The organism is Fibrobacter sp. UWT3, from assembly GCF_900230125.1.
GTDB lineage: Bacteria > Fibrobacterota > Fibrobacteria > Fibrobacterales > Fibrobacteraceae > Fibrobacter.
Window position 1 is genome coordinate 150,256 of the sequence record NZ_OCSS01000003.1, and the last position, 20,760, is coordinate 171,015.

A 20,760-nucleotide genomic window follows, 5' to 3' on the forward strand; every position below is an offset into this window, starting at 1 on the left:
AACACTCCACATTTCACATCACACATTTATCAGTTCGTATCCGTGCTACCTGCGTTAAGCTTGATATCGGGCAAGTCCCTCACGTAAATCGAGAAGCTCCAGCCTGCAGCGGGGCCCGTGGGAGTCCACGTAAAGTCGAGTTGCCAGCAGTGCAACACCCTGTTGAACGTAAACCGGTGCGTCACGAACTTGCCCTCGTTGTAATCGTACTGCGTGCTGTAAGAAACTTCCCAGTTTACCGTCGGCTGGAAACTTGCCGAAATCGAAGTCGAGTGGCTCACGTTATCCTGGAACAGGTCCTTCCCTACTCGCGTACTCGAGAACGAATAGCGGTAGTTGAGCCCGAGCGACCACTTCTTCATCTCGTACTTGTTCATCTGCGAAGGCAGGCCCACGTTGAACGTTCCACTCCAGTTAAAGCTGCGGCTCAGTTCATAGCCCCAGTACGTGAGTTCCGGGAACCTTACCTTGTTCGGGTCGTCCGAATACTTGTGGTACAGGCTGTGGCGCGTAGTCACGGTAAACATGTAGTCGGGCAGAATCTGCAGGCCGAACGTAGAATTGATGTCCGAAAAATTCAGGGAATCTGCCGCAAAGTTGTACGAAACGCTATGGCGCGTAGTAAGCAGTCGACGGTTGCCGTACTGGTCCTCGACCGCCTTCGCCGTATCGCCCTTCGTGGTATCGGGCTTGTGGCCCACCACCTTCAGGTACTTGATATCGAAGTCATTGCCGAGCGAAAGACCTACGGTCTGCTGTTTCTTCTGGAAAGGCGACTGGCCAAGTAACGGGTGCGGGGCAAAGTACTTCGCCGTATCGATTTCGGGCGCGTACGTGTACGACACGCTCGGCGAAAGGATATGCCTCACGCCCGTAAAGCGCCCAATTTCAGGCACCCAGATGCCGTACAGTTTGGTATCGGCGGTAAGGCTGTAGTTGTGGTTGTACGCAAACTCTCCGTAACTATCGTGCTCCGGGTCGAGGCTTGTACGGCGCTTCCAGTACTTGCTCGAATCCTCCGGGTTTATCCACGACTGTCCGGTCCAGTACCCGCTCCAGGTGGCCCGCGGGGTAAGGTTAATCACGTTGAACAGTGAGCCCGAGTAATCCAAAGAGTAGGTGCCGGAATAACCCACGTACTTCGCAAGCGTATCTACATCGAGCGTGGTGTCGCGGCCCTCGCGCGTGTGGTAGTTGAAGCGGTTCGTAAAGCTGTAGTTGAGCTTTTCGAGGTATTTCCAGAACGAGTTGTCGTCGATGGCAACGCCGTCGTCACCGCTATCGAAATTGAACAGCGGTCCGTTCATGCGGAACTGCACGTCGGGCAACTGGCGTTCCACGTAACCCGTCTGCAGGTTGTTGGTCTGGCTCGCCTTCACCGTAAGGCTCTTGTTGGTACCGAACCTTCCCGAATACGTGAGGTACGCGTTCGCCTGCTGGTTGAGGATTGTCTCGGCATCAAGCGCCTCGCGGCGTACGCTCTGGTCACTCACGAACGAACCGGTACCCGTCAAGGTGTGCTTGCCATCGGGCGTCAGGTTCTGGTTGTGCGAGAAGTTGATGTCGTAGCCGCTGTTGTCGAAGTTGAATTCCCGGAGATACGCCTTGTACGACACGTTACCGTCGAGCACATAGCGCTTCTTGTAACGCACCTGGCCCGTGATAGTCGACTTCTCGAAGCGAGCCTCCTCGCCTTCAACAATATCGCCCGAAAGTGTCGCATCCCAGTAGTCGTTCGGCGCATAGTAGAAACCGAGGTTACTCAGGTAGTAGCCCTGCACCTGGTCGCCACCGAACTTGGGAGTGAGCAGGCCCGACTTGCGCCCGCTCTTCAAGGGAGCGACGATCATCGGGAGCACCGCCACCGGCACGTCGGCGATGTTCAGCACCACAGGCCGTGCCGTAATTGTCTCCTTGGGCTTGACCACCATGCGGCGACCGTAGAAGTAGAAATGCTGGTGCGTAGAATCGTTACAGGTACTAAAGTCGCCACGCGCAATCTGGATGCGAGAATCCGGGAGCCTGCGCACCTCCATGCCGTTCAGCTGCTGGTTATCCTGGTAGGTAGTCGCGTAGTAGATTTCGCCGATGCGGCTGTTCATGTTGTACTTGAGTCGCATGCCCGAAAGCGAAGGGTTCTTGGTTTCGCGGAGCACGGGCTCGCCCGCCGCCGCAAGCACGGAATTCTTCTGGTCGAACCAGATGGTATCGGCATCGAGTGTCGCCGTGCGGTACTTGAGCTGCGCGTTGTTGTTCAGGTTGAACGTTTCCTTCTCTACATCGTAAATGAGGTCTACCGCGCGGTACTCAATCGTGTCCGTCCCCGTCGTGTCGTTCATCCAGTCCACCTCGGTGGTGTCCTCGACCGGCTGCTCGCGTTCCTCAAGTTCAAAGCGCGTCATGTCCTGGCCGAATGCGGCAGGAGCAATGAAGGCCGCTAGCAAAAACAGCAAAACGGCCCACAGCAGACTATGGGTTCTAGACAAAATCACGTTGCGGCAAATATAGGAATTAGTTATTGGTCTTTGGTCATTAGTTATTGGTTGTTGGTCGTTAGTTGTTAGAAAAATATGGCCGCGAGACGTTTATTGCGAAAGGCCCGAGCCCTCAATTAACTTGTTCAAAAAAAAGAACCCCCGGCGCGAACCGGGGGAACAACAAGCGACCTTTAATTAAAGGCTACTTCAACACGGCGAACTTGCCAGACACGCCGAAGGACTGCTCAATGCTCACCATGTAGCGGCCGCTCGGGAGGTTATCCCCATTCCAAGACACGGAGTTGAAGCCAGCCGGAGCGTTATCCACGCGCACGGAAGCGACTTCTTCGCCGTTCGGGCCAGAAACCTTCACGACAGTCGTACCTTCGGTCTTGAGCGTAAACGCGATGGTGTTGCGGTTAAAGGACTTGAGCGAAGCGCCGTTGGACTTCGCCTTCTTGTTGGGCGCAGCCTTCGGGCCAAATTCATCTTCCTTCTGCACGAACACGCCGTTCAGGTGCTTTGCAGAAACGCCCTTCGCATCGCCCGCCACCACGGTACCGCGGCTGAGGACGGCAAGCAACTTCTTGTTGGCTTCGGTACCGCTTGCAAACGTCTCGAGTTCGGCGCCGTTGAATTCCTTCTTGTCGCCGTACCAGGCGCTCACGGATTCCTCGTCAAAATCCTTCACGAGCATGGAAGCACGACGCACCACCACGGAAGCCGTATCGCCGTTGCTCACGTAGGTGAGTTCGACCGGTTTGTTCACCTGGCCGCGAATCTGGCCCTTGGAGAACTCGATGTTCTGGCCCTTCAGGGAAACGCCATCGACAGCGACAATCACGTCACCGGTAGCAATCTTGGTATCGGCAGCAGGGCCACCGGGAATCACTTCGGCAACGTAGACACCAGCCGGGACCTGGTAGATGGTAACGCCAATACCGCCGAAATCTTCGTCGGCCATGACAGGGGCTGCGGCAAGGGCAGCCATCAGGGAAAACTTAGCAAGCTTGTTCATAAGATCTCCTTACAATTTATCCTTCATAAATATACAATAAATAATCGTACCGGCAACAGAAAATGTCAAATATTTGCCCCAGAGCGGGCTTTTTTACACAACTACTTCGCAAGACCAAAGCGTAGCGGGCGTTCGCCCTTCACGCGGAGCACGTACACACCACGTTCAAGGGTTTCAAAGCCGACAACCTCACCCTGCGACACGCGACCGTTCATGACAGTACGGCCACGCAGGTCCATAACGGCATACGGCAGGTTCGAGCCCGACGCAACGGTAAAGTTCATGTTGCCCTCGCCCATGCGCACCTGCGACGGGCGGGCCGTAGCAACAGCAAGAACCTTCGTAGAGGCAGGCTTCTGGGTCAGGCCGTAAAGGAAAGAGAAAACCTTCTCGCGTACCTTCACGCCGTAGCCGTCCTCGTCATAGAACTCATGCGGCATGTCGTCGACAAAATACGTCTCGTGTTCCACGTCCTTCGCCTTGAGCACGGAATCCACAACAAAACTCCCGTAAAGCGTGGGCGTATTGATGCTTATGGAGTTGATTCCCGCAAGCTTGAGCATCATCATATTCACGCCCAGCGTATTCGCGAGATTCCCGAGAGGCCGGCCCGTCTTGAACAGCACGGTGCTGTCGGCAGTCCCATGAACGAGAAGGACCGGAGATGCAGTTTCTCCGATAATGGAGGGGTCGTGAACGCCACCCCACAAGGCAACAGCCGCATTCGCCTGCGAACTTTCACCCTGCACGCCGTAATTGTCTAGTTCGCCCAGGTCCGGAGCGTCGTGTGCAACGGCAGGAACCTCGGAAGGCTTGTCCATGTAGATGTTCTCGAGGGCAAGAATCGCTCCCGCGCTGTTGCCCAGCAGGTAAATGCGGTCCTTGTCAATCCCCAAGTCAGAAGCCTTGGAACGCACGTAGCGGACTGCCGCACGTACATCCTGGATTCCACGATAAACGGTACGCGAGAAGTTCAGACTATCGATGGTGAGCACCTTTTCTTCGAGCGTAGCCGTAATGCCCAGGCGGTACTGCACCGCAATGGCGACAAACCCGCGAGCGGCAAGCGAATCGCAGTACGTCACCGACTGCTGTTCCATATCGTCCTTGGAACCGGCGGCAAACGCGCCCCCGTGCATCACGAGCACCGCGGCGCGCTTCTTTTCGGTATCGCCCTTGGGGGTATAGATATCCATGTGCAGGTCGATAGGCGCCATGTCCGTCTCACTTTCGTACAGGTAAACGCTGCGCCCCTGCCCCATAAGCGCAGTCATCGCCGTAGAAAGCGGGCTAAGCAAACTCAGGTGGTTCACGTCCGTCGCATAAACGACGTCGCTTTCCACATTGACATCGAACATGCGGTCCTTGTAACGTTCCGCACCATACGAAGCAGAAACAGCAAGCCCCAGGGCTAGAATAGCGGATAGAACTTTCATGGAATATCCTTATTAAAGCGTTCTACCCGCAATAATAATAAATTATTGGGCTCCGCTATCGGTCCGGATAATCCATGCATTATCCGCATCGGCGAAATCGACGCTGTACTCGTAATCGGGCTTGTAGCCGAGAGCATCGCCATCAACGGACTTGCCACCCGCCGTGAACAGGTTATCCTTCATCGCGACAAAGCCGACCGTCGAATCTACCGGAGAGTCGTCCTCGTTATACCAGCGGTAAAGCGTCACGGCCATCTCGTTATTGAAAACGTTGGATTCGACAAGGCAGCGTGCAGAATCAGAACAGACCACACCAGACAACTCGACACCATCGAAGAAGTTGCTGTAGGCATGGAGCACACCGCCATGCGATAGAACGCCATCTCGGCTCAGGCCCGCAAAGTAGCTGTGATGCACTGTCAGGCTCTGCGCGGTATCCTTGATGATATCGCCCGAAAGTCCAAAGAGCACTCCCGTCTGCGCATTTTCGAAGCGCGACCAGGATATGGTCACGTTGTGCGAGCCGCGTTTCACGTCGAGTTCCACAAGCGGGTATTCCTCGAAGGTGCAGTGGTCCACCCACACGTGATGCGAACGGTTGTGAATCGAGAGCGCCCTGCGCGAGCTGGTATCGAGCACGGTTATCGCGGGAGCCGTAAACGTGATGTTTTCGAAAATCAGGTTGCTCGATGTTTCGGTAAGGATTCCCATGCCAGCAAAGCGCACGTCGCGCCCGCGGCCATCAAAGGTCTTGTCGTTCTTGAGGCGGAGCGGAGACTGCAAGTTATACGTACCGCTCTTCTCGAAAAGAATCCACGTGGGGCCTTCGCGATAGGCACAGTCACGGAGAGAACCCGGAGCGATTACGGCCGAAGTTTTCGCATTGCCCGCAGAATCCACCTCCGTCGTGTCCTCGACAATCAGGTAATCTTCCGTCGTGGTGACGATGCAGATTTCGCCTTCCGCCCTAGAGATGTTGCCCAGGGTATCGGTAATGCCCGCAGCACCCAGAGTACCGACAGCATAGCCCTCCATCTGGGCTAGCAGCGCATCGTGTTCGCTCCAGTCCTTCTCGGGATACTTGCTCGCTACCGGTTCACGATTCTTGAACACCTTTATTTCGGATTCGGGATCCGTGCAATCTACATACAAAGTATCGCCCGGCACAAAACTGAGCGTAGCCGAATTCTTTTCGGCAGCATCGGTCACATGCACATCGAATGCCCCCACCGGGAGCGAGTCGATCACGAAATGCCCGGTACTATCGGGAACCACGTAACGGTCAAGCCCCATCACGCGAATCACGGGAGATTCTTCCCCGAGGAAAACGTACCCCTCGATTGTCGAAAGTTCACCCAGCTTGACTGTTTCCGACCGAGCCACGTTCGTATCGAGCGTGAGATTCATGACAGCACCCGAGGCCCTGGAATCGCGCACGTTGCGGACTTCCAGCGCATACTTTCCCGGTTCGGCCACAATTTCCACAAAGCCAGCCTCGTCCGATTCCACCCATGCCGCACCAGAGGCGCCATCGCTCAGGTAATCGTTCGGGAGCATGCGCACGCGCGAATGACCCGCAGGCGACCCGTCTGCAAGTTGCACCTGCAGGGCGATTGTCGATTCCGCCTCGGTACCGCCGGCAACCTTGCCGTCGTTGCTGCACGCCGTAAAGGCGAGCAGCGCAGCCGCCGCAACGGGCATGCACCATTTCATTCCACACACCTTACTCATTGTTCACCCTCCCCAGATTTTTCCGCAGAAGGCTCCACACCCTCGTTCATCTCGAGCCCGCGTATGCGGCGCTTGCGCCCTCGGCGCTGCGGCGGCGGATACGGGTCCGAAAGCGGGAACAGCTGCATCCCCAGCTGGAACACGCGATTGGGCTTTTCGCACTGCGCCACCTTCGCAAGGATTTCCCTGCGGAAGCGGCGAACCATCTCGACCAATTCCTTGTAGGTATCCTCGTTGCACGCAAAGGCGAGCGTCGAAAGGTTGCGTTCGCCGCGGTCAAAGCGGTCCATCGCATCTTGCGCCACGTTCAGGTTCTGCTGGATATACGAATTCACCGCCGTGCTGTAAGATTCCGAACCGCTCGAAATCAGGCCCTGCGTCTGCTCGTAGAAACCCGTCTCGGGATTCTTCTTGATCATCGAGAGGCGTTCGAGAAGCGCAATGGAGGAACGCACCTGCGAACCCGTAATCGGCGGGCGCACCATGAGCCCAAGGGCGGCATCGTCGCCCACGTACGGGTAGAAAGTCACAAGTTCGCGGACAACCGCGTGGTACCAGTTGTCGAAGTATTCGAACTGGTCTTTCGCCACGTTCTCGACCTTGCATTCCTTGGTGGCGACAAGCTTTTCAAGATACTGCCTGCTTTCGGTGTGGGTCTTCGCCTGGTTGAAGGCGACCATGTCGGCAAAATACGCCTTTTCGCGTTCGTCGTTACAGAAAATATCGGCAAAAACAGAAACAAGCCGGGCAGTCAGGTTGCGCTTGCCCTGCAAAATCTTGTTGAACATCGACGCGTCGAAACCGGCACGCTCTGCAATATAGCGGTGGCTAAAGCGCCAATCACCCGCATGGCGTTCCTCGTAAGCGTCGCGCAAAAATTCGCGATAGTTCAGATACTCAAAAAGATTAATCATTTCACCCTAAATATAGCAAAAAGTCCACACTTCACAGCATAAAAAAGTCAACAATCTATAAAAGTGTGAGCAGGCGCAAAGATTGCACCGGCCCACCCAATATCAGCGTTCGAAGTAACGACCCTTCGGGAGCCTGGAATGCGTTTTTTCGCCGGGAACCACACGCCCGAGGGCGTTGTAAGTATTCTTCACGGCAGGCTGCATGGTCACGGCACGTACCGGCACAATGCGGGTCGTCGAAGAGTCCGCAGGACTATCATTTTTCACCTTCGCGGGGCTGCATCCGGTGCGATATACGCCCTTGATGTCGAAGGCAATCATGTCGATATTCGGTCCGCCGTCTGCCGAGGCAGAAGCCAGTTTCACCTTAAAGTCAAGAGCATCCACCCACACGTCCTCGACATAGGCGGTATCCCACTTGTCCCAGCTTCCGGTCGACTTGAACGTCACGTCGTACTCACCGTTATCAACAGTCACCTTCATGTCTCGATCAGAATTACCTACGAACGAGTAGCGAATCATTACGCGGGCGTTCGACGCGGACTGGTCCGATGTCACATTGTAAGTTGCCGTACTGTAGGCGGAGTTGTCAAAATTGAAGAATCCCTGGCCCGTATAGCCTTCGTGGTTCGCCTCGGTCCAGCCATCACCCACTTCGGGGTTAGCCATGTCAATCGGAGAAGGCCAGGCTTCGTCGGCAACACCGTCAAAACAAATTTTCGGGTCAAACGAACTCGACGATTCAGGCCCAGCGGAGCTGGAAGAGGTCGGGCTATCGCCAGAATTTTCTTCGCCGTGCGAAGTCGGCTGGCAAGCGGGCCCTCCGTCAAAGACAGCCGTATAGGTCGCAGCGCGGTAGAGGGTCTTTTTCCCGTAGTAGTTCGAATCGGCAGAAAGCTTATTGCAGTCGTCATCGTACCAGCCAACGAACTTCTTGCCAAAGCTGCCGGGGCTCACATGCAAAGTAAGCGGAACGTCGCCAGGGAGTTGCTGGTTATGCGTAATGAGGCCCTTGCTGTTCGAAATATTCGCCTTGACCGTAAATGCGTAGCGCGGCTTGAGGGCAGACACGAGCTGTGTCAAATTCGCCTTGTTGTCGGCAGAGATGTACGATTCATTTTTCAGGGCACTTTCAAGTTCCTCGGCAATCCACTGGCAATGTGCAATGGAACCCGATTCCTGGAAGTGCGTCGTTCCGTCGTTGGTGACACCATCCGGGTAATTCGGGTATTCTCCCTTTAGGAACATCTTGAACTGGTAGCGGGAAACATACGCCGGGTCCCAGCTCTTGCTGTAGGCGTTGTAGGATTTGGCATTCAGGTTCACATAGACAGCGCCGTTTTTCTTGGCGAGTTCTTCCATCTTGCCGACAACGTTGTATTCAGTAAAGATATTGCGGCCATTCGCCCCCATGTTCATGTTCATCGGGGTCACATATACCAGGGTAACGCCCGCACCTTTAGCCACATCGGCATACTGCTGTAGCCAGTAGCCAAGCGAATCAAAGGGGACCTCACGAGGTTTGCTTCCAAAATAGCGGTCGTTATGCCCGAACTGAACCATCATGACATCGCCCTTCTGGAGATTCTTCTTCACTTCGTCCAGGCGGCCTTCCTGCACGAACGTTTTGGAACTGCGACCGCCGATAGCGTAGTTCACTACCTGGACGCGGGAACCGTCAAAGAAACTCCCCAGAATCTGCCCCCAACCCGTTTGCGGGTAGGCATTGTCCTTGTAGTTGCAAACCGTGGAGTCGCCAATCACGTGGACCTTAAAGCTCGTAGAATCGCTCACGGCGACACCCGCAAACACGGCAGCGGCGATGAGGAATTTAAACACTCCCTTCATATCTACCTCACCTTGACCCAGTTTGCGTTAAACTTTTCACTACCCGAGCGGACAACGACGCGGTAAAGACCCGCCGTGCGCACAGTTTCGGACAAGTTCATTTCACCCGCAGAAGCGGTCTTGCGCATTACCAGGCGGCCACGCATGTCAAATACGCTCACGTCGGCATCACGCACCAGAGAGAGCACGCTGCCACGGAGTTGTACTCCCGCTTTTGCGGCCACGCCGCGCAGAGCTGTCGTCGACGTATCAGTCGTATCCTTAGTTGAATCCTGAACTTCGGGGCAACCCTCGCTCACGCGGCACACGCCTGCAAGGCTGAAACCGAAGGCATCAATGTTCGGCGCGCCGTCACTCGTAAGCGACATAATCTTGAGTTCCGTTTCACCCTGCGGGGCATCCATCACCACGTAGGCCGTATCCCACTTGTCCCAGGCACCCGTAGGCGGTGCACTCACGAGGTAGTCGTGGTCCAGATAGGCATTGAACATGCGGTCAGAACTTCCGCCATTGGCGTAGCGCACGGCAAGCGTCACGTAGCCCGCCGCCGGGAACTTGACCTTGTAAGAAGCGAAAGACGTCTGCGAGTTTTCAAGATTGAAGAAGCCATCGCCCATAAAGCCGGTCCAGTTGTTTTCCTTGTAGCCGACGCCCGTATCGGGGCTATAGGCATCGAAGAACTTCTTGATGTTCTTGTCGACCTCGACATCAATCTGCTCGGTACCTTCAATCGGAGTAAACGGAACGAACGTCACATCGGCAAGGCTCTTCGGAGTCGTCGTCGGGAATGCCGTCAACGCCTTGCCGTCACCGGTATACTTCTGCGCCGTACCGCCCTCATAAACCGCAGTATATTGCGTTGCGGCAGAGCCCATCACGAACGTATGGATGTAGGGAGACTTCACATTGGAGCGGCTCGGGGCACCCACCTTGTTGCCGTTGCCGTCGTACCAGCCGAGGAACTTCTTGCCGCTCTTCGGCATGGTCTTGAGCATCACGGTCATTCCCTGCGGGTAATACGCACCGAGGGACGTCGCATCGGCAGCACCTTCGGGGCTCACCTTGACATCCACCTGGTACATGGGCGCCATGTAGTCGCCGAGCTTTTTCACAATCGGGTCCGTATGCGCACGCATCTGTTCGGTAATGATACGCCCGAAGGCGTTCGCACCGTTCATCTGCAAGTGCACCTGGTCCGTCTGGTCACTGCCAAGATTGCTGTATTCAGCCTTGGTCGCATAGTTGAAGATGAACTGAGCCGCATACTGCTCGCCCACCGAAATCATGTAGTTCGCGACCATCTCGCTCATGTCGATAAACGGCACGTTGAGTTCTTCGGCGAGGCTCTTGTTGAGCGCCGGATAACCGCGGTAGCTGTTATGAATCTGCGTCGGGGAATCGTAATACAGGCGGCGAATCGGGCTCATGATAATCGGGTATGCCCCCTTCGCGCGGACATCGCTCACCATCTTCTTCATGTTGGAAGCGAAGAAATCCTCGGTACTGTAGTTCACGTCATTGATTCCGAACTGGATTACGACGTAATCGCCCGCCTGAAGCTTTTCGGCAATGCAGTTACCGGCAGAACAGCCCTTCTTGAAGAACATATCGTAATAACCGACAGCAGTGCTGCCATCCTTGGCCTTACCACCGCCACCGAGCGACATGCCACCCTGACCACGGTTCACTACCGCCGCCTTGGTCGGGTCGAACCAGTAATGGAAATCCTGACCCTGACCCTGCTTGGGATAGTAGCCCTCGTTCCAGTCCTGCATGGTGGAGTCGCCACACATGTAGATGGTCACCTTCGCAAGCGCCACGGGAGCAGCAAGCATCGAGGCAATCACGGCACCCTGCCAGAATTTAGAGAAAGCACCCATTACTTCACCATCCTCGTTGCGGCGACAAGCTTGCCGTCGAGTTTCACCTTCACCACGTACATGCCCTTCGGGAGCAGTTCGCTATTCAACGAGATACCGTTCGCGCCAGCGGAAACACTTGTCGTCACTGCCAGACGCATATTGCCCGACATGTCGTACAGGTAGACCTCGGCAAAGCCAGCCTTCGGGGTAAAGAGCACGCCCGTCGAGGGGTTGAAGGAAACACCGCCCTTGAACGGAACAATCGATGCGGTCGTCGTAGAATCGTCAAGTTTCTGCGTACCGTCGTAAAGTTCCACGCCATCAATGCCGAAGGTGAACATGTCAAAGTTCGGGCCGCCATCACTCGTCATCGAGGTAAACGTAATCGTGTTCACGCCAGCGGCAATTTTCACGTCAATCTTCGCCTCGGAATACGTCGTCCAGGAGGCATCCGTCGAGGGGAAGCTAATCGTGCCGGCAGAAGCGCCGTTCACGGTAACCGCCATATTGCGGGAGGTACTCCCACCGTTCGTGAAGCGCACCGTAAGCGTAGTCTTCGCCTCGGTCTTCGAGAAGATTTCCCAGGTACCGTAGCTCGAAAGCGCATTGTCAAAGTTATAATAGCCGTTCTTGAGGAAGCCCTCGTTGGTCGTTTCCGTCCAGCCTTTGCCATCCTTCGGGGTAGAGGCATCCAGTTCGGACTTTCCGTTGTTCACCACCGGAGTCGTGTCGGCAGGTGCCGGGTCCTCACCCACCACGAAGATGCTCGGCTGCTTGAGCGACTTCGCCATATCGGGCAAGAAGTATCCCGGATGAGGCGGCTGGTTGTAGGCCGTATTTTCAGAAGCGACAGCAGTGCGGTAGGTAGCATCGTGCATCAGCGTGTAGAGGCGGTACGGAGACGTCACCGGAGTCGAGACAATGTATATCGTGGTCGGGTCCTTTTCGCTACGCACCACCAGTTCTTCGCGCCAGTCGCCGAAGAGATCGGCCACGAGGCTCGGCGTATTCTTGGAGCCGTTGCAACCCGTAGCACCGAGAGCGGCAGGCCCGTCAAAATAGACTTCGGACTTGATATCCTTAGAATTGAATTTGGTCACGTAGGCGCCATCCAGAAGTTCATCCTGCAGGTCGCCGTCAAAGTAGATGCGGAAGTTCTGGGAAACAGAAGGCGTACCGATTTTTTCGTGCTTTACGGTAAACATTCCACCGCCCTTCGCAGACCACATCTCGTAACCGCGATGGGTCGAATCCACATCGGCAGCCATGCCACGGCCGTTGTCTACGCCAGGATTCGGCTGAGCCGTCCCCCAAATAATCGTTCCATCGTTTGCACGAAGTTCATCGGTATACTTGGCGTCCGTATGTTCGTGCACGTCCCAGGATTCAAGGCCCGGACGGTCCGGATCAAGGTCACCGATATGGTGCGCATCGCCATGGCCAAGTCCCGTGCGGTAACGCAGCGTGCCGTCGTGGTTCAGGGCCGCAGCACCGAAGAACACTTCATCGTAACCGTCGCCATCGAGGTCAGCCGCCTGGAGGCTGTGGTTTCCTTCGCCGTAAAGCCCCTTGTCCGGGTCTTCGGACTTGTGGAGCCAACGCAGCTTCAAGTCCTTTCCATCGAAATCGTAGGCAGCCACGTAGGCAGAGCTATAATAGCCGCGAGCGAAAATAGCGCTCGGATGCACGCCATCCAGGTAGCCCGTCGCCGCCAGGTAGCGTTCGCAGCGGTTGCCGTAATTGTCGCCCCACTTGCCCTTAGCCTGGGGCGAAGCATGGCTCAAGATATTGCGGCTCGGTTCGTACGTAACAGTCGAAATCGCCGCACCGTCAACACCGCGGAACACCGTCAAGTATTCGGGACCATCAAGAATCGTTCCGCCCGAACTGCGGTAATCCTTCGACTTGTCGCCAATCGCCTTGCCAGTACCGTCAATCGTGCCGTCGGCGGTCTTCACAATCATTTCGGCCTTGCCGTCGCCATCGTAGTCAAAGACCTGGAACTGCGTGTAGTGAGCTCCCGCGCGGATGTTCTTGCCGAGGTCAATACGCCAAAGGCGCGTGCCGTCGAGCTTGTAGGCATCGATGAACACCGTGCCCGTGTAACCCGTCTGGGAGTTGTCGTGGGCGTTGCTCGGGTCCCACTTCAAGATAAGTTCGTATTCGCCGTCACCGTCGAGATCGGCAGCGCTCATGTCGTTCGGAACGTAGGTGCACTTTTCGCCATCGGGCATCGTCTGCGCCGCAGGGACTTCCAGCTTGATGGTCTTGTACGGGAAGCCCTTCCCGCTGTTGGAGACCGTCTTGTCGAGCACTACGGAAACAGCCTGCTTGGCACCTTCCTTGCCGTTCACCACAGCGGCAACCGTGTACATGGAAGTAGTCTTGCCGGCGGCGTCCAGGTAGTTCGTGCCACCGGTCTTCCCGATAGAGGCCACCTTCTCGCCATCGCGGTAGAGGTTGAATTCCGTCGCGGGGTCATCTGTACCCAAGAGGCGCCAGCTCACGAGCATTCCCTTGCCCGTGTTCGTGACCGCAAGGCCACGCGAAAGATTTTCCATCTGGCGCTGAGCCGCGAAGGAGGGAACGGAGAGCCCAAAAGCAAGCACCCCGGCCAACATCACAGAAGTTTTCGTTCCAATACCCATAACAACTCCATTTCTTGCGTTGTCTTTTATAAATATACACCCATACACCCCAAAAGGGCACACGGCACCACCGTTAAATATATATTAAAAATTTTTAAAAGTCTACATAATTTTATAAAATTTTCAATTTTTAACACATTTTTAGATTACACGCAGTTTAAAAAGTCTACATTTTTGTGTAAAAACGTGGACAAAGGAGCCGTTTTTTGCCGATTTTCCGCACCAGCCCTTTCATTTTCTATAATTGGGGGCATGCCGGATTGGTGGAAGAATTTTTCTTGGGAGAGGCTTTTCGACTCTATTGCAGAGCGTTCCCCCTCCTTTGTAAAGGTCATGGTCGTGACCGGGAAGTCGTTCCTGTACTACCACGGAATGACCCGCGCGGCAAGCCTCACCTACACCACCCTGGTGGCTGTCGTCCCCCTGCTCATATTGCTCACCTCCATTACCCTCGCCGTCGGATTTGGCGGGTTCGTGTCGGACTACCTGCCGATATTGCTCGACATGCTCAACCTGGACTGGCCCACCGAGCAGGTCCAGAACATCGTCGAGAACGCGGAACATATCCCCATCGGAAAGCTCGGGTTTATCGGCGCCCTCGGTCTCTTCGTGACGTTCATCCTCGCCTTCGGGAGCCTCGAGACGAACTTCAACGTGGTGTGGGAGGTCAAGACCTCGCGCACCGTCATCCGGCAAATCCAGGTCTACACCCCCTTCCTGCTTATATTCGCAGGCTTTATCGGGATGTTCGCGGGATTCGTGAACCACGTGCAGGACGTGCTCACCATGATTATCGTGGACGGTTTCCACTTTTCGCCCCAGCTGCTCAAGATTCTCATCACGGCGTTCTGGTACATCGCGTTCCACACCGCGGCGATGCTCCTCATATTCCTGATGCTCTACGCCCTGCCCGCAAGGAGCCTGCGGCAGCGCGAAACCGGCAAGGCGCCCCCCTACCGCAAGCGCAAGCTGTTCGGCTACTCGCTCATGACGACCATCATCGCATGGATTTGCATCAATATCTACGTGAAGATCCTCATGCTCATCCAGACCGCGATGGTCACCCGCATGTCCATCTTCTACGGCTCGCTCGCCTTTATCCCGCTGTTCCTGTTCCTGCTCTTTGGCGTGTGGTCGATCATCCTGTGCGGCAACAGCCTCGTGTGGACCATCTGCTACTGGCCGGAATCGTCCGAAAAGAAATGGAACTGGAACGCAACCCTGGAGGACATCCACAATGCTCAACGGAACGAAGAAAAGAAGTAGATTCACGGCGAAATTCGCCTTCGCGCTTGCGCTGGTGCTTTCGCTCTCGGGAACAAGCTTTGCCGAACTGGCGGGCATGGGCGATTCGAACGCCCCCACCGAGGAAAAGTCCGAAAGAGGCATCAAGGCCCTCATCGGCATCGGCGGCGGAAACTCCATGATCACCGACGACGGGACTATCTTCATGGCACTCCGCATAGGCCTTGACTTCGGCAAGTTGCTCTCGGCCGGCATGTGGTACGTAACTACCATCAGCGACGTGCGCAACTACAACGTGCCCCAGAAGCAGCTCGTGAACTACAACTCGTTCGGCGCGTTCGTGGAACTCTTCCCGCTCCGCTTCAATGAACAGATGTCTGTTTCCGTGCCCATCAGGGTCGGTGGCGGCGCCGTGAACTCGCTCGAGAACGGCGACGAGGGCTTCGAATCCGAGGACTACTTCTTCGTGGCCGACATGGCGGCACACTTCAACTACCGCATCACCAAGATGCTCGAGGTGTCTATCGGTGGCGGTTACCGCATGTTCGCTGGCATCGAGGAGAACAACCTCGAGAACATGGACTTCTGCACGCCGTTCGGGGAACTGAGATTCACCATACGTGAATAATTGATAATTGATGATGGATAATGTAACTCGTGGCTGATTCAAGTTTCATATCCATACGCGGGTGCAGGCTGCACAACCTGAAGAACGTGGACGCCCAGTTCCCGCTGGGGAGCATCACCGTCGTTTGCGGCCCCTCGGGGTGCGGGAAGTCGACCCTCGTACTTGATACCCTGCACGGGGAATCCAAGCGGCGCTACCTGGAGACGCTCTCCCCGTTTGCGGCGGAATTGCTCGGCGGGAGGCGGATAATCCCGCTAGACAGTGCCGAAGGGCTACCCGCGAGCCTTGCCGTAGGGCCAAGCCACGGAGAGACGCCCGCAAAGGCTTACGCGCTGAGCATCTCGGAATGCGATTCCACGTTGCGCGCCCTGTTTGCGGCATACGCAAAGCCCGCCTGCCCTATTTGCGGGAAGCCCATGGAAAGCATGAGCCGCGAAGGCATTATCCGCGAAATCGCGGGCTTGCCCCAGGGGAGCAAGTTGCAGTTCCTCGCGCGAATCGAAAAAGAGAGTCCTGCGCAAGGCGGAGACAGCAACGACGGGAAAGAACTGCGCGGCAAGTCGCGAAAGACAACGCTTGACAAGCTATCGGCGGTGTTCCTGGCGCAGGGGTTCACCCGTGCACTGGCCGACGGAGTAAGCTATTCGCTTGCAGACCTGACCGAATCCGAACGCAGAATTGCCCCTGAAGAATTCTTCATCGTGGTGGACCGCGTGATTGTCCGCGAGAACACGCGCACCCGTATAGCCGAGGCCGTCGACGGGGTCCTGAAGCTCACGCACGGGGAACTCACGCTCGATAATGGCGGGGAGCGCAGGGTCTACAGCACGCAACCCAGATGCCCTGACCACGGGGCTGGGCTCATGAGACCGCTTTTGCCCGAAGACTTTTCGCCCTATAGCCGCACGAGCGCCTGCCCCGAATGCAACGGCACCGGGAGCATCGAAAGCAAATCCGCAGATGCAGGCCCAGGGATTGCGCGGGCCACCGAAGGCGGCGAGGAATGCCCGAAATGTCACGGGCTCCGGCTGAACAAGAGTATATTGAACGCCAGCATTGAAGCCACTACCTGGCAGGACATTTTAAGCACGCCTTTCGCGGAACTCGAAAGCCGACTGCACGCCCTGCTCGACACGCGACTCACCGCAAAACAGATGCCCGCGTTCCGCACGCTTACCGACCGCATACAGGCGGTGGTTGACCTCGGGATTGGTTACCTTACGGCAGGGCGTGCAGGGGCCACCCTCTCGGGTGGCGAAGTCCAGAGACTTCGGCTTTCGAGCCTCAGCACCGGGCACCTGAACAACCTGCTGATTGTCCTCGACGAGCCCGCAAGCGGATTGCACCAGAGCGATGTCGACGCCCTCTGGAAAGTCCTCAAGAAGGTGCAATCCCGCGGGAACACGCTCGTGCTTATAGACCACAACCCCGCCCTCATCAGACGCGCCGACTGGATAATAGAAATGGGGCCCGGCGCCGGAGAAAAAGGCGGCGAAATTCTGCTGCAAGGGAAGGCGAAAGATGTGCTGGAGAACCCGCAGTCGCCTACGGGAGCGTGGATTAAAGGTTTAGACGAAAGACGAAAGACGAAAGACGATAGACGAAAGACGATAGACGAAAGTGACAAGCGCAAAAAAAGGAATCCGGTCGAAAAAGCCGCGAGCATCGATATCGAGAAATTCGCGATGTTCGATATGAAGCCAGTCACCGCGCACTTCCCGGTACAAAAGTTCAGCGTCATCACGGGCCAAAGCGGTAGCGGCAAGTCCACGCTGTTCTTCAGGAACCTGGTCCCGCGCGCCAGCCGGGGCGAATTCGACAACCTCGGCATACAGGCGCTCTCCGTACTTTCTACGGGCGACTTCCACGGGAACCGCCGCAGCACCGTCGCCTCGGCAATCAACCTGAACACGATTCTGCGCGACCTGTTCGCGAAACTCCCCGAAAGCAAGGTGCGCGGCTACACCGCAAGCAAGTTCGCGACGCACGCCCCCGGCGGCCGCTGCGAAAACTGCAAGGGAGAAGGTGTAATTCTCGACCCCGCTGGCTACGAGGAATCGCAGTGCCCCGTATGCCTCGGCAGGCGTTTCAAGGACGAAATTCTCGAGGTTCGCTTCAAGTCGCTTTCTATAGCCGACATCCTCGACCTGGAAGTCGGCGACGCCTACAGGCTATTCACGAACCTGAAGCCTTTTGCAGATAAATTAAAGCCACTCGTGGATACCGGGCTCGACTACCTGAAACTCGGGCAGACCACGACGCACCTTTCCGGAGGGGAACGCGCCCGCTTGCGCCTTTCCATTGCGCTTGCACGTGCAAAAGCCCCAAACACGCTGTTCCTTTTCGACGAACCCGCACGCGGACTCCATCAAAAGGATATCCAGCACCTGCTCAACCTTATCCATGGCCTCACCGAAGCGGGCCATACCGTCATTGCCATCGAGCACGCACAGGATTTCGTGAACGCCGCCGACTACGTGGTGGAACTCAGCAGAAATTAAAGCGTCTTGGTAATCGCAAGTTCGTTGTGGTCGCCGTTCCTGCGGTAGCATACGCTATCCATCGTCTTCTTGACAATGAAAATCCCGAGGCCGCCAATCTCGCGGTCTTCCGCGGAAAGCGACACGTCGGGATCCGCCTGCTTGAGCGGATCGAAGGGCGAACCGTTATCGATAAACGTGAGCCTTGCCTCGAGCGTCGCCTTGCGGATTTCGACAATCAGGGTCACTTCCGTCGCGCCCGAGAACTTCACGATATTGCTGTAGATTTCGTCAATCGCGATGTTAATCTGCATCTGCGACTTCATGGACGGGTCCATCGGGGCAAGGATACCCTCGACGAACGTGGTAAGCACTTCCTGGTTCTCGGGAATCACGTCCACAATCTTCTCGTAACGCTGCCAGGCATCGCGCATCTGCATCTTCTTCTCGCCATCCATCGGCGTGAGGATTCCTTCCACGAACGACTTGAGTTCGCCGCGCTTTCCGTCACCAACGTTAACGGTCTTCTCGTAGCGTTCCCACACGGGCTCGTCGTTACCGACAAACTTCACGGCAAGCATCGTGATATCGTCGAACTGCGGGGCGCCCTGCACAAAGGTATCGATTTCCTTCTTGACAAATCCGCAAATCTTGGAGGTTCCCAAATCGCCACCCTTCTTCACGGAACTCAACAGGCGCTGGTCACCAAAAAGTTCATCATTGTTGTTTGTCGCCTCGGTCACGCCATCAGTGTACATGAACAAGGTGTCGCCCGACTTGAGTTCAAAGGTCTGCGCCTCGTAAACCGTATGTTCCATGGCAGCCATGACAAGCCCGGACTTGCTCGGGACAAACTCAACAGAACCGTCGCTGTGGCGGACAACCGGCGGGTTATGCCCGGCAGACGCAAACTCGATGCGGCCCGTGCGCAGGTCAATAATGCCCATCCAGACGGTCACGAACATGTTCAGCCTGTTGCGCCTTGCAAGCGCGAAGTTTGCGGCACTGAACGTCTTTTGCACATCCTTCAGGTTCTTCGCCATAATGCGGAGCATGATTCGGGAAACCATCATGAACAGCGAAGCTGGCACGCCCTTGCCGGACACGTCGCCCACCACAACGCAAAGGTGGTCGTTATCTATCTTGAAGTAGTCATAGAAGTCACCGCCAACTTCCTTCGCCGGCTGCAGGAACTGCGAAAGCTCGTGGCGGTCGTCATCGGAATTCTCTTCGCGTTCTTCGCCCGGGAGCATCGACAACTGAATATTGCGCGCCAGGTCAAGTTCGCGCTCGATGCGCTTCACGTCCTTCTCCGCCTCGACGTAGTTCTTGAGCGAATCAAGCATGTTCTTGAACGCACCCGCGAATTCGGACACCTCGTCGTGCCCAGAAATCTTGGGAATCTCTACATTGAAATCGCCCTTGCCGAGCCGCTTCGCCGCCAACGCGAGATCCTTGAGCGGCTTGGTCACCCTGAACGAGATGAGCAGCATAAAGAAAAGCAGTATGGCATAGCCCGCAACAGCAAGCCCAATGAAAAGCTTAAACAACGCCTGACGATCCTCGTACCACTGCTGTACAGGCCAGGCAACCAGGAACGTCCAGTCGTTCGACTTCATCGTGGTGTAGTAAATGGCGGCATCCATCCCCGCGACATTGCCTAGAATAAGGCCTTTTGCCTTCTTGATGCTCCTATCGAAATCTGCAAGATCGCCACCGACAAGTTCCCTGACCTTCATTTCGTCTGCGGTTCTCTCCCCGGCAACAGCCTTCGGGTAGGCAACCGGGACATTCTTCGACGAAAGAATCATGGCAAAACCCGAATTGGATACCGGAATCGAGGAAACCGTTCCCTTGAGGAAATCAATCGAGATATCAATGGCAAGGACACCGACCAAAACATCCTCGCCCGCCTTATCCTTGCGGAATATGGGAACCGTATATACAGCGATCGGCTCCGGGACAAATTCACCGATAAACGGTTCCTGCCAGCGGGCAGTCTTGGTATCCCTCGTGCTCTTGTACCATTCATGAACATCGTAGTTGGCACCGGCGACAAGCTTGCTCTCGTTATTGACGAAATAGGCCAGCTTCATGTAGTCGCCCTTCTTGGTTTCAGGGCCCTTGCCGGGTTCCCACGCCGTGACCACCGCAATAATCTGGGGGACAGAATTCCTCGCGACATCCAAGGAGCGCAGAAGGTAGTTGTCGAGTTCTTCGCGCGTCATTTCTTGCGAGCCCAGCCTCGCGGCAATTTCCTCGCCGATTGTCTTGGCGGCATCGAAAATCGAGTTGATATAGGTTACACTCGCTTCGCTAGTCTGCTCGCCATTATCTATCGTCATCTGTTCGAGTTTTCCGTTCATCTTCGACGTCATGATGCCGAAAATCGTGCCGACGACAACCGTGACGACTATAAGAATCATCATGGTCTGTTTGAACGCGAGTCCGCGGAAGTAGAATCCCATAGAAA

Annotated in this window: 12 protein-coding genes; 3 read left to right on the forward strand and 9 right to left on the reverse strand. The window is 55.9% G+C overall.

The window, feature by feature from the left end:
* Positions 1–29 precede the first annotated feature (29 nt).
* From CRO08_RS12230 to CRO08_RS12265, 8 genes are all read right to left on the reverse strand, one after another.
* Positions 30–2,492, reverse strand: a complete 2,463-nt coding sequence (locus tag CRO08_RS12230) for a putative LPS assembly protein LptD (protein ID WP_255252357.1) — start codon at positions 2,490–2,492, stop codon at positions 30–32.
* A 187-nt stretch (positions 2,493–2,679) separates the two neighbouring features.
* Positions 2,680–3,495, reverse strand: a complete 816-nt coding sequence (locus CRO08_RS12235) for a PDZ domain-containing protein (protein WP_072811239.1) — start codon at positions 3,493–3,495, stop codon at positions 2,680–2,682.
* Positions 3,496–3,596: 101 nt separating this feature from the next.
* On the reverse strand, positions 3,597–4,931 hold the full coding sequence (locus tag CRO08_RS12240) for an alpha/beta hydrolase (protein WP_097036425.1): 1,335 nt from the start codon (positions 4,929–4,931) through the stop codon (positions 3,597–3,599).
* 42 nt (positions 4,932–4,973) lie between these two features.
* Positions 4,974–6,644 carry a right-handed parallel beta-helix repeat-containing protein gene (locus CRO08_RS12245; RefSeq protein ID WP_176495147.1) on the reverse strand — a complete coding sequence of 557 codons (1,671 nt, stop codon included), beginning with the start codon at positions 6,642–6,644 and terminating at the stop codon, positions 4,974–4,976.
* 14 nt (positions 6,645–6,658) lie between these two features.
* Positions 6,659–7,576: a TIGR02147 family protein gene (locus tag CRO08_RS12250; protein WP_097036427.1), complete on the reverse strand. Its 918-nt coding sequence runs from the start codon at positions 7,574–7,576 to the stop codon at positions 6,659–6,661.
* A gap of 102 nt (positions 7,577–7,678) precedes the next feature.
* Positions 7,679–9,424, reverse strand: a complete 1,746-nt coding sequence (locus tag CRO08_RS12255; protein ID WP_097036428.1) for an SGNH/GDSL hydrolase family protein — start codon at positions 9,422–9,424, stop codon at positions 7,679–7,681.
* A 2-nt stretch (positions 9,425–9,426) separates the two neighbouring features.
* On the reverse strand, positions 9,427–11,304 hold the full coding sequence (locus tag CRO08_RS12260; RefSeq protein WP_097036429.1) for a GDSL-type esterase/lipase family protein: 1,878 nt from the start codon (positions 11,302–11,304) through the stop codon (positions 9,427–9,429).
* Complete coding sequence (locus CRO08_RS12265; protein WP_097036430.1) at positions 11,304–13,934, reverse strand: T9SS type A sorting domain-containing protein; 2,631 nt, start codon at positions 13,932–13,934, stop codon at positions 11,304–11,306. Before CRO08_RS12265 ends, CRO08_RS12260 begins: the two co-directional genes overlap by 1 nt.
* Before the next feature lie 252 nt (positions 13,935–14,186).
* On the opposite strand from CRO08_RS12265, the gene CRO08_RS12270 reads away from it, so the two are divergent.
* The 3 genes from CRO08_RS12270 to CRO08_RS12280 are packed head-to-tail and all read left to right on the forward strand — an operon-like array spanning position 14,187 to position 18,308.
* A complete protein-coding gene (locus CRO08_RS12270; protein ID WP_072811254.1) occupies positions 14,187–15,200 on the forward strand; it encodes a YihY/virulence factor BrkB family protein in 1,014 nt (337 codons plus the stop codon).
* On the forward strand, positions 15,172–15,807 hold the full coding sequence (locus CRO08_RS12275; protein WP_097036431.1) for a hypothetical protein: 636 nt from the start codon (positions 15,172–15,174) through the stop codon (positions 15,805–15,807). The genes CRO08_RS12270 and CRO08_RS12275 overlap by 29 nt, the downstream gene beginning before the upstream one ends.
* A gap of 29 nt (positions 15,808–15,836) precedes the next feature.
* Positions 15,837–18,308, forward strand: a complete 2,472-nt coding sequence (locus CRO08_RS12280) for an ABC transporter (RefSeq protein WP_097036432.1) — start codon at positions 15,837–15,839, stop codon at positions 18,306–18,308.
* Here CRO08_RS12280 and CRO08_RS12285 read toward each other — a convergent pair.
* Positions 18,305–20,755 (reverse strand): SpoIIE family protein phosphatase, encoded by a 2,451-nt coding sequence (locus CRO08_RS12285; RefSeq protein ID WP_097036433.1) that lies wholly within the window; start codon positions 20,753–20,755, stop codon positions 18,305–18,307. The genes CRO08_RS12280 and CRO08_RS12285 overlap by 4 nt on opposite strands.
* Positions 20,756–20,760 lie beyond the last annotated feature (5 nt).